We start from the raw sequence: 18,586 nt of genomic DNA, 5'->3' as shown, positions 1-18,586 counted from the left end.
TTTTCCTTCTTTTGTTTAAAACAGTACTTTTTTTACTTGAAAAAACATACTAAAAACAGCGTATCCTAAATTTCAGACACACCTTTACAAGGGCCCATCATTCCATTATTATAGTTTACATCGAGTAAACCTTTACACAGTGTAAACTATATAGGAGGGCTATGATATGAGCAGCTTATCTAAGTCTGCTAGATTTCCACTTTTCATTCTGATGTTGAATCTATTTATCGCTTTATTGGGGCAAGGTATGGTCATTCCCATTCTACCTGAATATCTGAAACTGTTTAATGCGTCAGGGGCTGCCGCCGGATATCTTATTGCGGCTTTTGGAGCAGCACAGTTTATTTTTTCACCTATAGGGGGACAGCTTTCGGATAAATGGGGCCGAAAATCAATGATCATTTCCGGAATGTTTTTAACCGTCCTTTCAGATCTGATATTTGCTGTATCTACGACATTGCCCCTACTTTACATCGCTAGATTTATTGGGGGTATAGGTATCGGAATCATGGTCCCTTCCAATATGGCCTATGTCGCTGATATCACCACCCATGAAACCCGTGCAAAAGGTATGGGGTACTTGGGGGCTTCCATGAATTTGGGTATGGTACTTGGTCCAGGGTTAGGCGGGATTATCGCTGGGTTTGGCATACGGGTGCCTTATTTTTTTGCGGGTGGACTTGGGCTTATCGCTACGATACTTTGTTTTTATATGCCAGAGACACTACCAAAGGAAAAACGGAAATCCGTTAACAAATGGGCCCCTCGGGAATCCATTCGTAGTCAAATCGTAAACTCATTCCGGACGTCCTATTTCCGCTATCTTCTGCTCATTCTGATCATGACATTTGGTCTGATGAATTATGAAACGGTGTACGCCCTTTTTGTGGAACAAAAATACGGTTTTGATACAACGAAAATCTCAATCATTATTACGGTTGGTGCTATTATAGGCATTATTGTGCAGATCTGGCTGCTTGATCATCTGATTAAGAGACTTGGCGAGATAAAGCTTATACGTATATCATTGGTGATGACCGCTATAACCTTATTGTTGATGATATTCAAGATCAATTTAGGTTATTTATTAGTGGTATCAGGTTTATTTTTTGCTTTTAATGCTTTTTTACGACCCACAGTAAGTACATTGATTGCCAACTCAGCTGGTGATCGGCAAGGATATGCTGCCGGATTAAATACAACGTACACCAGTATAGGAAACATACTTGGACCCATTTTAGCGGGATTGATGTTTGACAAACATATTAATATTCCCTATATTTTTGGGGCAATTATCCTGGCATCTGCCTTTTTCATCACCTTACAAAAACCAAAAAAAGAGCAAGAAAGGAGTGTCGCCCATGACTGAGAACTGGCACCAGAATTTAAAAAACAAAAACCGGGAAGAATTAATTGCTGCGGCGAAGGATCTTTTTATGAAGCAAAGCTTTCTCAAAGTTAATATTAAGGATGTCTGCGACGTGGCTGGTGTAAGCCGGGTTACCTTTTATAAGCATTATCAGTCCATGAACGAACTGATTTTTGAGGTCCAGATGGAAATTCTGGAGAGCATGACCCAATTTGTTAGAAGCGCACCTTCTTCAATTGAAATGAATGGTAAGCAAATGCTTGCTTCGATGCTTAATGCTTGGATTGATTATGCCCGGCAACACCCAGGTTACATCAAATTCATTCTTCTATTCGATTTGCATTTTGAAGCCTATGATTACAGTAAAGAACTCAAAGAAAAGTACAAAGATTTTGTGATGCGGAGAAAAGAACGACATTTCTTAATGGATGCTCTGGAGGCCGGAGTTAAAGATGGATCGTTAAAATTTGATACAGAACCCTTATCCACTGCTCATTTCATCTTCACGTCTATGATGGGTTTATTACAGAAAATGAGCCTGATTTCCAAAGACGATTTCAACAACGAACTTCAGGATATTCAGATTGCTAACCGATTTGTGGACATGTTAGTTCAGTATTTAAGTACAGAAAGTGATGAATCTCCTGCCTTGAAGTAAGGGGATCCATCACATTCTACGTAATAGAGAGAAGTAGTTTAAATGAAATTATTCTGATTTAAGGAGCGGTTAGACTCATGTTTGATTAACCATTCTTTTCTGGCAAGCCCGCCTCCATAGCCACCCAATTCACCATTGCTGTTTATCACTCGATGACATGGAACCAAGATTGAGAGTTGATTGGTACCATTCGCCCTTGCTACAGCGCGGCAAGCAGAGGGATTGTTGATTTTCTCTGCAAGCTCCTTATAAGAAACTGTCTGTCCCAGAGGTATTTTCCGGAGTTCATTCCACACCTTTTGCTGAAAGTCTGAGCCCAGATAACGAACCGGCGTTGTAAATTCCGTAAGTTCACCTGTGAAATACAGCTTCAATTCCTCCTCAATTTGGTGAAGGACGGCTACCTTTTCAGGTAATATAGTTGCATTTAAGCGAGTGCGTAATCTTTTGATTTCATTTTCAAGACCCTTGCGATCCACAAATTCCAGCAGTAAAAGACTCTCTTCATCGGAGATGGCCAGCATGGAACCCAATATCGTTTCTATCCAAGTACAGTACAGCACTTTAATCTGCTTGGAATGATTCGGGACAGTCCCCATCGTTCGTGAAAAGGCATCCCTAAACCCATTGCTCGAATCGTACCCGCTTTCCAGTTGTGCGTTAATGATTGAATCCCCATTCCTAATATGTTTGAATGCCAGTCCTAAACGTCTAGAACGTGCATATTCGATAAAGGTCATCCCGAATTGTTTCTTAAATTGGCGGCGTGCCGTGTTTGCACTAATAGACAGCTCATCAAAATCTTTATCTGTCCATTTTCGTTCCGGATTGCTCTCAATAGCCTCTACTAGCAGCTTTACTTCAGGAGACATTTTTGTTGGATTGGATAGCGGCTGACACCTTTTACAAGGTCTATATGAAGCTAATAAGGCTTCCTTGGCTGTAGCAAAAAACTCACAATTTTCTTTTAATGGCTTTTTAGCGGGACAAGTTGGCCTACACATGATGCCCGTTGTTTTCACTCCTACAAAAAATACGCCCTCATAATTCGAGTTTTTCTCGACCAGCATCTTATAATATTTATTGATATCCTGCTCATTAGTTATCATAGTATGGTTAGCTCATTTCTAAATAAAGTCCTGAGGCATCAAGCGTTTGCCGGGCATTTTCCTGAAGATTATGTTGTGCCTGAAAGAAACTACGCGGGCCATAGCTAATCCGTTTCACGCCAATTTTTTGCAATTCATGATTTGAAAGCATACCGTCCATAACCATGATATTCACAGGCAGTGGCGATTTTTTGACAAATTGTTCAATCAAGCTTGGATCAGCGAGCCCCGGTATAAAAATCCCATCCGCTCCAGCGTCAGCATAAGCATAGGTACGTTCTATAGCTTGATTCACTAGATCCATCGAATGTTCCTTATCCTTGAAAAAAATATCCGTTCTAGCGTTAATAAACACACGCTTTTGCAGTTTGGAGGCTACTTGTTGTATGGTTTTGATCCTACGGCTTTGTTCGCTGGTCTCCCATAGTTCATTGTTAGGATGATTTACAATCTGATCTTCAAAATTGATACCACAGATGTCTAATTGAAATAACTGCTCCATGTTATGCGCTAAAGTATCCTCATCTATAGCATATCCACCTTCGATGTCTACGGTCAATGGAACCGCTACTCGTTCGGCAATCTTTGAAATCATCCAAAGCATAAGCTCAAATGTAAGCTGTTCACCATCCGAATATCCCCACGCTTCCGCCATGGAATAGCTGCTAGTTGCTACCGCCTTTGATCCAGCTTGCTCTATTGCTTTAGCCGAGGCTACATCCCAGCAGTTGTACAGAATCAGTGGATTTTTTTGATCATGCAGCGTTTTAAAATAGTCATAGTTTTTAGTGTTCATAAGTGGTCATCTCCATTTAGTTAAGAATAGAACCACTATATATTAGACATCCATTATCGATACCAGAAAAATTAACACCAATCTTTTTTTCCACAAAAAAAACACCGATAGATAATCTAATCCTCTCAGGATCAGATCATACCATCGATGCCAGTTTGCCGATTAAAGTTCTACCTTACGAAGTGATTGCTTCGGTGATGATTTGGGTGACTTTTTCCCTGTCCCCATCGGGAGGATTTGTGGAGCTGCGATCCCGATCAGAACTACGATAATCCCGATCCAGCGAAGTAATGATACCTCTTCTTGCAGAACTAACACGGAGGCTACTACAGCTGCCGGTAACTCCGCTGCCCCTAAAATCGCGCCTAGACCTGAACCCAGCTTCGGAACCCCGATCGAAAAGAACAGAACTGGAATTACGATGCCCAACAAACCTAGAGGTAGGCCGTATTTCCAAAGCCCATCGCTAATCGCACCGTCATATAAAAACGAAGGAGAAAAAACAGTCATAATAATAACCATTGCACTAGTGGTCATATACAAGCTTTTATTAACGGCAGGTACCTGCGTAGCTACTCTTCCACTCACAAAAATATAGAAGGCAAACGACACGGCTGACATTAAGCCAAAAACCACACCAGTGGTCGTGATTCCACCTACACTCGGCTCAAGGATGCCCCCCGCTAATACCGTACCAATTAGAAGGATAACCATCGAAATCACTTTTTCCCGACTAGGAAGTTTTCGATCTACAACCGCCTCCAGAATTACACCGATCCAAGTAAATTGGAATAACAGTACAATCGCAATCGAAGCAGGCAATTGTTCAACGGCGAAGCCATAAAATATGCCAGTTAAACTGATGGTGATCCCAGCGGCTAATAATTTCCCGCCTGTTTTTAGCCCTAATTTCTTTCGAGAAAATAATAAGACCAGCAAGAGCAGCATACACCATCCAAAAAAGTATTGTGATCCTACCAATTGTTTCATTCTAAAGCCATCGTTCATTCCAAGCTTGACGATCGTAGAGAGTGAGCCATAACTACAAGCACCTAAAAAAACTAGTAAAGCATATTTGAATAACTTCATATTCATCGTAAACCTCTTCCCTTTCTCTTGAGCAAGCTCATTAACATAATAAAGCCCCTTGTCATCGAAATGACAAGGGGCGATTGAAACCAAAGAATACATCTTTGACAAAATTCCGCCACTCCATCCACTGGATAGAGTTTGGTTTATTTACTTATAACAACTCCAATCATAATATGATAAATCACACAGGGTGTCAACTTGAAATTTAAGGATTTAGCTGGAACAATCGATAGACAATAACAGCTGCCTGAGCACGAGTTGTATTGGCTTTAGGTGCAAAGTTATCTTTGCCTACACCTTGAATAATCTTTGCTCCGCTCATGAATTGTACAGCCTCACGAGCGTAGGATGAAACGTCAGCGGCATCATTGAAACTCACTGGCTGGTCCACTCCCACGACCGTAAGTTTGGCGAGTTGTGCTGCACGATAAGCCATCAACGCCATTTCCTCACGGCTGATTGTTTCATTAGCACCGAAGGTTCCATCAGATCTGCCCTGAATAATTCCTAGCTTCTGAGCAGCAGCAACGGAGCTGTAGTACCAAGCATCCAGCGAAACATCCTTAAATGTACTTGCCGCACTACCTTCCTCCAGCTCTAGTGCAAGCATCAGCATCTTCAGGAACTGCGCCCGAGTTACATTCAGCTGTGGCCCGAAGTTATGATCTCCGGTGCCATTCAGAATATCTCTGGCGGCAAGGGCTTGAATGCTATTTTGTGCCCAGCCTAGTCCAGCGATATCCTTAAAGGAATTTTCCGCATATCCTACTGCGAATCTGCTGGAATTGTCTGGTCTGAAGATGATCTTGCCAGTTGTCGGATTAAACTGGGAGTTTCTAACCACCTCTACAGTCCCGTCTTCACGGATTTGGTAGGCTACTATTTGTTCTACACCTGAAGTTGTCTTTGGTTTGTAATCCCGTTCAACCTTCAGTCCACGCCCAAAGCTGTCAAACTGTTTGCCATCAACAAAGAACTTAAACTCATAAATATCCCCGACATCCGTCTGAAGCGACAGTGTCTTCGCGTCAACTTTGCCAACTACAAGCTTAACGCTTGCGGCGTCAGATCCTGCCATCGCAAGAAGCAGGTCAGCATTTATTCGGAACGTAGACAATCCCATGTCTATTTCCAAAAGTTGAATTGCTTTTGCTCCCGCTCCAGCCAACTCACGAGCTGGCAAGGTCAGTTCAACCACCGAGCTGGCAGAGGATGGCTTCACTGTGATTCTCAACACTCCATTCTGCATTGAGCCAATTGCTTGTTGCAGAATCGTCGAGGATACCTCTGCAATAGCTTTACCATTCACATCCGCTGTCACGGAAAGAGTAACTCCATCTGCGTTCACAGTTGGTTCCGGTTGTTTCACTGGTTTGACTGTCGTTGAAGATGAAGTACCGCCCGATTCTGAAACCTGCGATTCTGCCTTAATCTCAATGGACATCGTACCTACAACACCGGAGTCATCTTTAGCTGTCGCTCTCACCGTTACTTTGCCTGCTGCAATTGCAGTGAGCAAGCCGGTATCCGTAATAGTTGCTCGCTCAGTAGCTGATCCATCCTCATTCACTACTGACCAGGTCACTGCTGGATCGGATGCATGGTCCGGCAGGATTACAGCTGCCATTTGCAGGGTTTGCCCTGACTTGATTTCGCTCACATTATCTTTGGAGGAGACTTTTATCTCCATGACGGATATAGGAATGACATGAACAACCGATTGTGCCTCATGCAGGATGTCAAAATCAACATCTGTGTTGGATCCTCGGAAAGAAATAAATCCAAGCGGCACGGCGATTTCACGGTTTGTCTTCTTCGCTTTGAAGATGATTTCTAAGAATTCCGCATCATCGGTCAGGATATTTCCTGCCTCCGTTCCAGCTACACTAACTGTTATTAGACCTGGACTGTCCTCATTAATATGAGTGATGCTGAATCCGTCTGGCAAGGTCTGAGCGGATATGAATTCCACACCAGATACGTCATATGCCATGGTAAAGTCTACAGCATACACTTCCTTGTAGACGGAGGTAGTAACATTTGTAAGCCCTACACGGTAAGTGAAATCCTGTCCTGCCACCACTGTGACCGGTCCGTTCAGCGTTGCAGCGGGCAGATTACGGGCAATCTCATCTTGTCCGCTGATATTAATCTCTAGGCTTCCGGATACTCCACTTCCATCTAGAGCTCGCGCAGTTACTTGTACGCTACCGTTCTTTCTAGCTGTCAGTAAGCCCTTCTCATTAATAACCGCTTTATCCGTAGAGGTTATCCCATCTGCTTCAGTTACCGTCCAGATAACTTTAGGATTCGTCGCATTCTCTGGAAGCACAGAGGCTTGCAGCTGCAAGGCACCGCCCTTCGACTCAATGCTGCTAATTCCATCTTTACCCGTTACAGTAATTGAAGAGACTTGTACCGCAGGTATCTGCTCTTGATCCACTAAGATCTTGGATTGCTGTGGATTCCAGCCATCACTTCCACCAAGCACAGCTTCAATCGTATAGGCAGCTGCCTCTTCTGCTGTTAATTGTTTGGACCAGCTGTAACGTGAAGCTGCATTAGCCCCCTCTCCGTAACTTAAAAACTCAGAGAACCGTGCAGTTTTGGAACGACCTTCATACCATTCATGCCAGCCAGTAGCACGAATATGAGCTCCCATCTCCGTGTTAATGAAGGTAGAGCTGCCATATTCTCTCCATGGCCGGCCTAAATCAACGGTTCCAGCAGCAACGCCCTCACTGGCAGTTAGTCGATTATTGATGAACACATAACCAGGCTTACCCGTTGCCGTGGAAGGCGCAGTAACATAGCCAGCACCCGCACTTTGAATCACATTATTCTCGAATACAGCAGCGGAATTACCAAAGATAAAGTCCACTGTACCTTCAATATGGCTGTCGACGAAATAAGCTCTTCCCTTGTCTGCGAACAGGGTATCCTGATATCCAAGAAGTTTAACATTTCTGTACACTCCCCGGTCTCCTTCAGCATATAAAGCGACTGCCTGACCGGCATCCCGCCCAGCACTGTTCTCAACCGTCATGTTCTCCAGTGTGAAATCAGTTGCCGCAACCTTTAATGTATAGCTGCCGCTGGTGCCCATTTCTTTACCATCTGAGCCAATGGTTTTCGCGGAGTCACCGTTAATAAGTACGGTACCTTCCCGGCTCTCACCGATGATACTAATATTCATCTTACTAGAAGGTACAAGCACCTTCTCCTTATACGTGCCGTTCTTCACTTTAATAATCGTGGTTAGGGCACTATTATCAGGTGCTGCTTGAATAGCGTCATTAATCGTTTTATAATCTCCTGTCCCATTCTGAGCAACAATAATGACAGGAGCTGGAATTCCCTTGACCACCTCGGATGGAAGACTGGCACCCTTATCACCGATGGCGATTACCGCATATTGATAGGCAGTCCCGTTGCTCAAGCCTTTATCGGTATAATCTGTTGCTTCGATGCCGTCGGCCACGACCGCATAGCTGCCACCGCTCTCCGAGCGTAGAATTTGATAGCTGCTAGCTCCATCAGCTACATTCCAAGTCAGATGGATATCAGTGTTGCCAGGCTCAACGCTAACTCCTTGTGGAGCCTGCGGCTGGCCGGAATTCTTGTATGGAACCGCTGGGGTAGCAGCTGAATCTAGACTACTACGGGTACCGCTTATTGCTTTGACTTTGTAATAATACGGTGTTCCGTTTACGAGCCCAGCATCAGTAAAGCTTGTGTCTGATAAATCAGACCCGAGCACTTCATAAGGACCATTCGCCGATGAGGCACGTTTGACAATGTACTGGCTCGCCTCCTCAATCGCTAGCCAGCTTAGTTTCATTACACTGTCACCAGCTTCCGTGGAAACGACAGGTGTTCCCAAAGGAGATTCCGGAGTAGCTTCAACAGGCGCTGATTCTTTTCCCTCCCCGGCCACATTTGTTGCAGCTACGACGTAACGGTAGGTTTGCCCGTTGGCCAAACCTCCGACGCGGTAAGTTGTGCCGGTGATTTCTTTTGCCACGAGTTCATAGCTACCTGAAGTCTCATTCCACTTCTTGATGCTGTAGCTGGCTGCATTCTCCACAGCTTTCCAACTGAGATCCAGTTGTGCATTCCGACTTACAGCAGCAAACGATTCTGGCGCAGGCAATTTCACCGCCAAAGCGGATGGGGTAATACTAATTTCATTGGAATTTCCCGATTCACCAGTGGGCGCCGTCGCCGAGATAACATAATAATAGGTAGTTTCGTTGGTAACTTCATTATCAATATATGATGTCTCTGTAATAGCATTGGCAATAGTCTCATAAGGCCCCCCGCTCTTAAGACTTCTCTTAACATTGTAGGAAGTTGCGCCTTCAAGAGCAGGCCATGATAGCTGGGCTGCTTGGTTTCCTGGAAGCCCAGTCAGTCCAAGCGGTGTTTCAATGGGCTCAACATAGATCTTTAAATTGTCTAAGTAATAATTTCCTGAGCCGCCGCCCGGTGTCTTGGACAAGATACGCCCAATGCCGTAGCTGGCGAAATTCGTGGTTGTGAACGGAAAAGAGCCCGCAGGCTGATCATCGATATATACATCCACTTTATCGTTGTTCACATCCACCTTTAGCTTCAGGTTGTACCATTGTTTTAGGGAATAAGAGCTCATCAGTTGATGATACTGGCTGCTCCCCCTGCTCATGGTTAGCGTATATTTACCTGTAGCTTCAGGAAGCGTTGGCTTTCTGCTCTCAATGGAGAATGCCGTTTTGCTTCCATCTGTACTCTGGGCCTGCAGGAACACCGAGGTTCCCGATTCTGTCGCAAACATAAAGTCAGTGTCAATAACCAGTGCACCTGTAATTGGCGCAAATTTGCGGATAAACTGCACGCTGCCGTTCGCACCATCGAACACATTCAATACTTGATCTGACGTATTCCCTTTACTGTCAGACGGTGTGGGAGATACAATAACCTTTTGAATTTCAGTCTGTGGATTTGGAGTTACATCATAATACTCTGGTGTCACACCTACGGCAACCTGCTCGAAGTCTTCATCCACATAATAGACATTACCTGCTTCACCTTCAGCTGTAGCGCTGGCCTCATCGGAATCAAAGCTTTCACCAAGCTCATTCACCGCGCTGACCACGTAATAATAAGTTTTTCCGGAGCTGAGTCCGGAATCAGTATACAAGCTATCTTTAATTTCAGTATTAATCGTTTTGTAGGGACCGCCGGAAACCTCGCTACGTTTAACACTATACGACTTGGCAGAAGCAACGTCCTCCCAATTCAACTTCACTTTCTCTTCACCGGCTGTGGCTGTAAGTCCACGGGGTGCGGCAGGAAACTGATCACTAAGCGGTTTCAGCTCCACCTCACTGAAGACAGACGCATTATAACGATTAACCTCGTTATCTACCTTAGCAGCATCGGCTGCAAGACCAAAATAAACCGTATCATTCAGGTCAAGCTTCACCGTGCCTACCTTGCTCCATGTTACTTTATCCGGCGATACCAGACCTGTCACTTCGTTACCAAGACGAACCAGCTTCACCCAATAAGGTGTATTGATGAAACTGTCCGGTTCTGTTTTTACCACCTTGGCTCCTGTGGTGGAGCGGGTAATCATAACTCCCTTCTTGCCATATTTGACATAAGGGATTGCCAGCATCGTCATTTTAGAATTGTCATTGAGATTATCACGAATCATGACACCTGCTTTGGCATAATCATCAGTTCCCGTTACGGAGTCGATTCTAGCAATAATTTCACCATTGCCTGTCAGGGTTTGATAAGCAAACTGAAAGTTATCAACAGCAGTTTCGCTCTCCGATGTAGCTCCGATAAGTCCAGCCGATTTGAGCGTAATTTTCCCGCTATCTGGATGAAGTGTAGTCACTCCCGCTATCCCTGGACCACCAACATCCACTGAAGTCCACGGAAGAACGGATCCAGAGGTGTTGACATGTATAGCTACGTTATCGGATTGTGTCTTGAGCCCTTTATTGTCTATAGCCTGAACAACAAGATAATAGGTACCATCCTGCACATTGTTCCAATTGAAACTATAAGGTGCTGTGGTAGCTTCGTCTTGCTTCACACCATTAACGATAAATTCCACCTTAGCAATACCATCGCTATCACTGGCAGAAGCTGTAACATTCACCTCGCTGCCTGACTCTATGATTTGGTTATTCACAGGATAATTGATAGCGGTTACAGGATTGTCCGTATGCTCATACCCTGATTTCCCTAACACAATGAGATCATTCAGATACACTTCTAAATTTGTATATCCCTCCGAAGATAACGTCGACTTCTTGCCATCCTCAGGATCGGTAGGATCTAGTCCATTAGCAATCTCCCAGCTATCATCCATACCGTCATGATCCATGTCGATTACATTGGAAGCTGTCTCTGTATAGTCTGGGTAACCGCCTATTTCAATAGGTGAATTAATATGCTGTCCAGTGCGATTCTTCACATCATTAATGACACGCGCATCGTAAGCATCACGTCTTGGCAAAGTGGCACCAGCATCAGCCATTACATTTGCGTAGGCTTCCTCCGCCGACACTGCCGTATATGGGTTAGGCATCTTTGCCGGCTCCGCAAGCTTAGAGATATTCGAATACTTTTGCACACCCTTCCAGTTGTCTTCGGTAACCTTCGGATTACCATCCATGATGTTCCCATCTATAAACAACCGGGTTTCTGGAGACACTTCCCCAAACAATTGATTTTTTACACTGGTGTAGGTGTTTGGACCATTTTTATAATAATTGTTAGTGATATTATATCGATAATCTTCTGCTCCCCCACCATAGGTCGAAGCGAATCCCCAGTTATAGATAACGTTATTAGACATTTCCGTCAGATCCACCAATTTGGTCACCGTCGGCAAACGGGGGTTGCGGCTGGTGCTATGAGCAATCAGATTGTGAAGGAAACTGGCATTTTTCCCACCCCAGATTCCTCCGTAGCCGTGACGTCCCTTCTGGTGAGTCGTCATCAGCATACTTTCAGCGGATATCGACCATTGTACGGTAGTATTCTCGTTGTCATACAGACTGACCACTTCATCCACCGACCAGCTGAATGAGCTATGATCGATAATGAGATCCTTATGGTACCTTGATCCAAAAGCATCATCTTCACTAGCTACCCGGTCGCCTAACCGGAAACGCATATAGCGCATAATAATATTGTCAGCTTCAACAGAGGTTGTGTAGTCGGCAATTGTAATTCCGTCACCTGGAGCCGTTTGCCCGGCAATCGTCAGATTTGAGCCGGTAATCTTGAGGGATTCCTTCAGATGGATGGTTCCCCCCACTCGAAAAACAATGGTCCGATTACTTTGACTTACCGCATCGCGGAAGGAGCCGGGGATCGGAGTTTCCTTGATACCATAATCAGCCAACGTCGTCACTTCATACACAGGTTGAGCTCTTCCGCCGGTTACATATTTGCCGCCGCCTTCCGCACCCGGAAAGGCAGGAAGCGCTTCCAAAGAAGCGGCCTCGACACCACCAAATGGCATACATGTTGCAAGAAGACTCGCGACCAGCGCCCCAGATAACCATTTTTTCTTCATACAAGACCTCCTAATATCTATTGGAATAAGAAGGGGGCCCTGTCCTCAGAGCAACCCCTTCCTTAGTAAAGCCGTGTGTATTATTCCTTGCCCTGATAACGGAAATATGCGAAATCAGCACTGCTGCCACCGAACTGCTGCATATCATGCGCCGCAATGCCAACAAAGTTCCCAGTGAAGCCTCCCGATAAAAAGCTGATATTCTGCGGATCGCCAAGTGGCTTCCACTCCGTATCGTCACCCTTAAGATAAACAAATTGCCCAGTCACTTCCTGCACCTCAACCGCGATCCGCACTGTCTCCCCTGCATTTAGTTCAATCATTACAGGCTCCGCAGTGAATTCATCCCGCTGACAGCGCATTAACCGCAGCACCTTGCCACGTCCTTCTTCATGGCTGATATACGCATAAAGATAGTTATCTTCATTCAGGTATAACAGTAGTCCTGCCATCTGCAGATAAGTATTCGGTTCATATTCAAGCGCTGTTTCGGCGCGGAAGCTTATATCCGTCTGGCGAATAGCCAGAATATGATGCTCAAACAGACTCTGCACGGATTCCCCGGCCCTGATTCTTAACCAGCCCGGTCTTTCAGCAAGGGAACACCAGCTTTCATTCCTAGGAATCCGCAGTGTATTCCAGTTCTTTTTCAATTCCGGGCCGTTAAAATCATCCTCGAATTCAAGCGTCCGCACTTGTTTCAGGACCTTCGTTCCTTTAGGTGCTGGTACCTTGAGCTGTGGCGCATTTCCGCCTGAGGTTAGTCTTAACCAGCCCTCCTCATTCCAGTGCACCTGCTGAACGGCAGTCTCTCTCCCCAGTATGGCGTATTCGCCTTCCAGGGGGCGGGTACACAAATGGGCCATATACCATTCACCTTCTGGTGTCTCTACCAGACTTCCATGGCCGGCACATTGAAGCGGCAGCTCGGGATTATCCCGTGAGGTCAACATCGGATTGAGCGGATCCACCTCATACGGACCCAGCAGCGCCTTGGAGCGCGCTACGGTTACGGCATGCCCCGATCCAGTGCCACCTTCTGCCGTAATTAAGTAGTAATAACCTCCCCGCTTGTAAATATGCGGCGCTTCCGTCTTCTTCAGCGGCGTGCAATCAAAGATTTTCACAGGTTCACCTATTAATTGGCATTGCTCTGGATCGTACTCCTGAATTACAATTCCGCAGGACTTGTTGCCTTCCGTAATCCGGTAATCCCACAGCTCATTCAGCAGCCATTTGCGCCCATCCTCATCATGGTACAGAGATGGATCAAACCCGCTGCTATTCAGGTATACCGGGTCAGACCAAGGTCCCTCAATATCCTCCGCAGTGATCAGATAGTTATGACAATCTTTAAAAGGCCTTTTAGTGCTCTTAACATCGGTATAAATCAGATAAAACAAACCGTCATAATAGCTAAGCTGTGGAGCCCAGATACTGCAATTTTTCGGATTTCCCCGCAGATCCACCTGATGAGTCAGAATATCTGTGCAATGCTCCCAGTCTGCTAAGTCCGCTGATTGATACACCCTTACACCGGGCAGCCATTCAAAAGAAGAAACAGCAATATAATACATCTCCCCCGCTCTTACAATACAAGGGTCAGGATTGAAGCCTTTTAATATGGGATTGTGAATAATTCCAGTCTGAATATTATCTGTAATCATCTTCATACTCCTTCCTATTTCCATACATCCGCACCCTTCACCCTAAGCAAATCTGCAGTCTATCCTGTTCAATTATCAGTCTGTCTGCTCACTTAGATCTTCCTGTGACGGGATAACGGTCACCTGCTGTACTAATTCTTCCACTTTACGGGTGTTTCTCGATTGGCAACCGGTGATATCTACCGTTTCTCCATTTTCAATATAAAAAGCCGGTCCCTCATGATTCTCGATCGTCACTTGGCGGAAGCGGATATCTCTTACGTTGCCAAGATAGAACCCACGGTTGTTCATATCCTGGATTCCTGACATCATGGCTGGACGACCAGGGATTGCATTCTCTGCCATGGAAATATCAATATCGGAAAAGGTAATTTCTGAAATGTATTGCTCCGCAAGGCCGTAAAGAAAACCTGCAGCAGCGTGAACATTCCGAGCAGTAATATTAGCAAAATGAATCCGTCGGAAGCAGGGGGTCTCCTCCGTCACCGGATAAGGATTCTTGTCCCATACGTATTTGTCCTTACCACGTGGTCCGCAGAAATAATAAAGATTAAGAATAAACGGACAGATCACGTCCTCCATCACGATATTACTGACACGAATATCTTCGACAACACCTCCGCGCCCGCGTCTGGACTTCAGCCGAATTCCGCGGTCTGTCTGCTTGAACACGCAATTGCTGATCACGATATTACGGATATCTCCGCTCATTTCGCTTCCCAGCACCACACCGCCGTGACCATGAATCATCGTGCAGTTAGTTATCGTGATATTCTCACACGCAACCCGCTCCTTCGTATCCTCCGTCCCTGCTTTAATGGCGATGCAGTCATCACCCACATCGATATTGCAGTTGCTGATGCGGACATTCACACAGGATTCTGGGTCAATGCCGTCTGTATTAGGCGAATCCGCCGGATTATAGATCGACAGATTATCAATCGTAACATCCTGGCAACAAATAGGATTCACAGTCCAGCTTGGGGAGTTTACGAGTGTCAGATCTCTGAGCGTAACTCTACGGCAGTTGTCGAAGCTGATAAGCTTCGGGCGGGGATACAGCAGTGAATCAGGAGAATTCCGATGTTTATCCCACCAAGGTGCGCCCCTTCCATCCAGCTTGCCTGCACCTGTAACCGATACATTCTCTAGATTTATTCCAAAAATACATGAAGCATGGACGTTCTGTTTCACGCCCTCCCAGCGGGAACTCACCACCGGATAATCGTTAGGATCAGAGCTGAAGCTAAGCTCAGCTCCAGGACTAAGCTGTAGCTCAATATTGCTTTTCATGAAGATAGCGCCTGTCTGATAGTGCCCGGAAGGAACATAAACTGTTCCTCCCCCTGCCTCGCTTGCCGCATGAATGGCACGGGCTATCGCTTCCGTTGAAGGCTCTGCACTATTAGGATGTGCTCCGTAGTCATTTATATTGTAGATAGACATGCGCTTCACTCGCTCCCTTTCGTCACGGCAGGACGCTGCAAATATTCATATTCTCCGCAAGCCAGGAGGAATGCGCCAAGCCCCTTCTGATCATTGGTAACAATCGGTTCACTGATATAATAGGTGTAAGTACCATCTCTCCGGTCTTCACCACCGAGTCCAGCGACCTGGCAGTTTTTATTCAGGTTAACCCAGCCATTTTTGGTTTCCAGCACAAATTCAGTAATAAGGCCTTGATAAGCACGGTCAAGTGTCTCGAACCAACTAGCATCCAGTACACCAATCCGAATGCCCTTAGCCATTGCATAGGTGATCATACTTGAGGCAGAAGCCTCCAAATAATTGCCTTTACGGCCGCCCATGTTTACAACCTGATACCAGACTCCGGCATCAGCATCCTGAACCTGACGAAGCGCTGTCAGCGTATCTGTCAGAATACGTGCCAAGATCTCGTAATCCGCGTGTTCCTTAGGGAGCATGCCGAGTACATCCACTAGCGCCATCACATACCAGCCCAGCGAACGCCCCCAAAAGTTCGGAGACAACCCCGTTTCAGGATCGCACCACGGCTGTACCCGCTTTTCATCCCATGCGTGAAACAGGAGACCCGTCTCAGTATCCTTGGTATGACGCTCGCACAGAATAAATTGCCGGGTCACATCGTCCAGACCCTTGCCGCCTTCATACTCAAGTAAATACTCCAGATAGAAAGGAGAGCCCATATACAAGCCATCCAGCCAAATCTGATAAGGATATACATTCTTATGCCAAAACGCACCTTCCGAGGTTCGAGGATGCGTTGTTATCTGCTTTCTTAATAAATCTGCTGCCATTTTATATTTCGCTAACCCAGTTTCTTTATGGAGCACAAACAGGATCTTCCCGTTATTTAAGTGATCAATATTATGTTCGCTCAGGCGATACCCCTTCACAGAGCCGTCTTCCTCAATAAAATAATCCATATTATCTTTGATGAATTGATAATATTTAACCTGCCCGGTCTGTCTCCACAGCAGCTCAAAACCCTTCAAGATGACTCCATAATCATAAGACCATTTTCCATGATATCCGTTATCCTCATATAATCTTGGCGTTCGCTCCATAATCGAATCTGCAATTCGAACACCCCAGCCCATACTCCTAAGTGCATTGTTGTCTTTCATTTTTTCCTCCTGTTTGAATAGATATGGTCCTAAACGCAGCCTCCCCATTTAGGACCCATCTACTATTTTCTTAGAATATAGTCTGTAGTACTTCTTAAGGATTTACAGCTTTATAAGCAGCTTCATATTCAGTAATGATTTTGCTGCCGCCGGATTTCTTCCACTTTTCAACCTCAGCTTTAAATCCGTTCAAATCAATTTTGCCAAGAATATATTTATAAGTGGCATCTGTCATAATCTTCTGCAATTCAGATCCTTGAGTAGAATAGGTCTCAGATTCCAGAGAGTAAGCAGGATTCAGTACAGCATATTTAGCATTCTCAACGATCAGCTTATCAGCTTCAACTTTGAGTGGATCAGCATCATGGATAATGAACCCATTCTCTAATGGACGAGATGCCGAAAATGGCTGAACTTCTTGCTTCCAGAGATCCGTATCCTTAATCGTAACCGCTTGTTCTCCATCAATTGTGTAGTGAACATCCTTAATACCGTAGGTCATCAAGCCATAGACATCTTCATTCATAAGATCATTAACAAATTTCAGGATCCGTCTTAACTCATTTTCATCCTTAACTTCGGATTTCGGGAAAGACAGCAGTCCCCCAATTCCGTTATTACCAGCCCAGATGGCACGATCTGCTTCATTGCCAGTGGAAGTGATATCGTTAACCATAACCAAATCCATGCCATCCTGTATGCCCTTAGACAGATTTAGCAGGTTCTTGCTGTCAAACAAGGCACCCACATAAATTCCAGCCTTTCCTTGCGCAAAATTCTGCTGCTGATCTGTTTTAGCCGTCACAGCAAAATCCTGATTGATATACCCACCATCATAAAGAGTCTTCATATAATCCATGGTTTTAACATAAGCCTCTGTATCGAACTCAGGTGTCATTTTACCCGCATCGTCAACGCTCCAATAGTTCGGTGTTCCAAAGTATGAGCCCAACGTCTTAAATGCTCCATATACAAGATCGCTGCGGTCCATGAAGCCTGTGGTATCCTTCTTGCCATTACCATCAGGGTCTTTTTCGGTAAACGCTTTCGCAACTTCCATCAACTCATCTGTTGTTTTTGGAACCTGCAGTCCAAGCTTATCCAGCCAATCTTTACGGAGAACAACGCCGTTTCTAGCCAAGGACTTCTGGAAAGGAACCCCGTACAGCTTACCTGCAATCGATGCCGATGTACGTGTATCCTGTGAAATTTTAGCCAAATTCGGGAACTCATCAAGATAAGGACTTACTTCCCAGAACATACCGGCCTTCAGTGCATTACGTACAGAAGAGTTATCAAGAATAGTCAGGGTAACGATGTCCGCTAGGGAATTCGATGCTAACGAAGTATTAATACGTTCTTCTTTGGAAGGATCCGGAATCCATGAGAATTCAATCTCTGTATTCGTTAATTCTTCAATTTTTTCCAGAATAGGACCCGTTGGTGTTGTAGACGTTTGTAAAATGTTCAGCCAGCTAATCTTTGCTTTAGCATCTAGCACATCTGCAGGTGCAGCAGTTGTTTTAGCAGTTGAATTCGTTCCCCCATTTGAAGAATTTGACTCCTTCGCGTTATTGCCTCCTCCGCATGCAGTGAGTACTAACCCGCTACACAACATTAAGGCTGCAATTTTTTTGTAATTGCGATTCATCAACATTACCCCTTTTACTAATGTATTTGTTGTTGTATCTTCCACCTCTGCCC

10 protein-coding genes are annotated in these 18,586 nt (G+C 45.1%); 2 read left to right on the top strand and 8 right to left on the bottom strand.

Features of this window, described 5'->3' with window-relative positions; translation table 11 throughout:
- Positions 1–166 precede the first annotated feature (166 nt).
- Together MHH49_RS14435 and MHH49_RS14430 are read left to right on the top strand one after the other, a co-directional pair.
- Positions 167–1,369 (top strand): MFS transporter, encoded by a 1,203-nt coding sequence (locus tag MHH49_RS14435; protein WP_076098807.1) that lies wholly within the window; start codon positions 167–169, stop codon positions 1,367–1,369.
- Positions 1,362–2,027: a TetR/AcrR family transcriptional regulator gene (locus MHH49_RS14430; RefSeq protein WP_076098808.1), complete on the top strand. Its 666-nt coding sequence runs from the start codon at positions 1,362–1,364 to the stop codon at positions 2,025–2,027. Before MHH49_RS14435 ends, MHH49_RS14430 begins: the two co-directional genes overlap by 8 nt.
- A gap of 38 nt (positions 2,028–2,065) precedes the next feature.
- Here the strand turns inward: MHH49_RS14430 and MHH49_RS14425 are convergent, their stop codons facing one another.
- From MHH49_RS14425 to MHH49_RS14390, 8 genes are all read right to left on the bottom strand, one after another.
- Positions 2,066–3,136, bottom strand: a complete 1,071-nt coding sequence (locus MHH49_RS14425) for a bifunctional transcriptional activator/DNA repair enzyme AdaA (RefSeq protein ID WP_038573239.1) — start codon at positions 3,134–3,136, stop codon at positions 2,066–2,068.
- A 7-nt stretch (positions 3,137–3,143) separates the two neighbouring features.
- Entirely contained in the window at positions 3,144–3,932 is a 789-nt protein-coding gene (locus tag MHH49_RS14420; RefSeq protein WP_051491382.1) for an isocitrate lyase/PEP mutase family protein, read from the bottom strand.
- A gap of 162 nt (positions 3,933–4,094) precedes the next feature.
- Positions 4,095–5,021 (bottom strand): EamA family transporter, encoded by a 927-nt coding sequence (locus MHH49_RS14415; RefSeq protein WP_036685626.1) that lies wholly within the window; start codon positions 5,019–5,021, stop codon positions 4,095–4,097.
- Positions 5,022–5,229: 208 nt separating this feature from the next.
- Positions 5,230–12,606, bottom strand: a complete 7,377-nt coding sequence (locus tag MHH49_RS14410; protein WP_076098809.1) for a pectinesterase family protein — start codon at positions 12,604–12,606, stop codon at positions 5,230–5,232.
- Between the two features lie 80 nt (positions 12,607–12,686).
- The gene (locus MHH49_RS14405; protein WP_076098810.1) at positions 12,687–14,273 is read right to left on the bottom strand and encodes a glycoside hydrolase family 43 protein; all 1,587 of its coding nucleotides are present in this window, start codon (positions 14,271–14,273) and stop codon (positions 12,687–12,689) included.
- 75 nt (positions 14,274–14,348) lie between these two features.
- Positions 14,349–15,719 carry a glycoside hydrolase family 28 protein gene (locus MHH49_RS14400; RefSeq protein ID WP_076098811.1) on the bottom strand — a complete coding sequence of 457 codons (1,371 nt, stop codon included), beginning with the start codon at positions 15,717–15,719 and terminating at the stop codon, positions 14,349–14,351.
- Between the two features lie 5 nt (positions 15,720–15,724).
- Entirely contained in the window at positions 15,725–16,882 is a 1,158-nt protein-coding gene (locus tag MHH49_RS14395) for a glycoside hydrolase family 88/105 protein (RefSeq protein WP_076098812.1), read from the bottom strand.
- Positions 16,883–16,976: 94 nt separating this feature from the next.
- Positions 16,977–18,533: an extracellular solute-binding protein gene (locus MHH49_RS14390; RefSeq protein WP_036685421.1), complete on the bottom strand. Its 1,557-nt coding sequence runs from the start codon at positions 18,531–18,533 to the stop codon at positions 16,977–16,979.
- Between the last annotated feature and the right edge of the window lie 53 nt (positions 18,534–18,586).

The sequence above is a fragment of the Paenibacillus sp. FSL F4-0122 genome (genome assembly GCF_038002845.1).
GTDB classification, from domain to species: Bacteria; Bacillota; Bacilli; order Paenibacillales; family Paenibacillaceae; genus Paenibacillus_AQ; species Paenibacillus_AQ odorifer.
This window is presented reverse-complemented; position numbering and strand designations above follow the sequence as displayed.

Excerpts from the sequence above, each read along its gene's own strand:
- MHH49_RS14435 (WP_076098807.1), top strand. The coding sequence starts at position 167 with ATGAGCAGCTTATCTAAGTCTGCTAGATTTCCACTTTTCATTCTGATG.
- MHH49_RS14430 (WP_076098808.1), top strand. The coding sequence starts at position 1,362 with ATGACTGAGAACTGGCACCAGAATTTAAAAAACAAAAACCGGGAAGAA.
- MHH49_RS14425 (WP_038573239.1), bottom strand. The coding sequence starts at position 3,136 with ATGATAACTAATGAGCAGGATATCAATAAATATTATAAGATGCTGGTC.
- MHH49_RS14420 (WP_051491382.1), bottom strand. The coding sequence starts at position 3,932 with ATGAACACTAAAAACTATGACTATTTTAAAACGCTGCATGATCAAAAA.
- MHH49_RS14415 (WP_036685626.1), bottom strand. The coding sequence starts at position 5,021 with ATGAAGTTATTCAAATATGCTTTACTAGTTTTTTTAGGTGCTTGTAGT.
- MHH49_RS14410 (WP_076098809.1), bottom strand. The coding sequence starts at position 12,606 with ATGAAGAAAAAATGGTTATCTGGGGCGCTGGTCGCGAGTCTTCTTGCA.
- MHH49_RS14405 (WP_076098810.1), bottom strand. The coding sequence starts at position 14,273 with ATGATTACAGATAATATTCAGACTGGAATTATTCACAATCCCATATTA.
- MHH49_RS14400 (WP_076098811.1), bottom strand. The coding sequence starts at position 15,719 with ATGTCTATCTACAATATAAATGACTACGGAGCACATCCTAATAGTGCA.
- MHH49_RS14395 (WP_076098812.1), bottom strand. The coding sequence starts at position 16,882 with ATGAAAGACAACAATGCACTTAGGAGTATGGGCTGGGGTGTTCGAATT.
- MHH49_RS14390 (WP_036685421.1), bottom strand. The coding sequence starts at position 18,533 with ATGAATCGCAATTACAAAAAAATTGCAGCCTTAATGTTGTGTAGCGGG.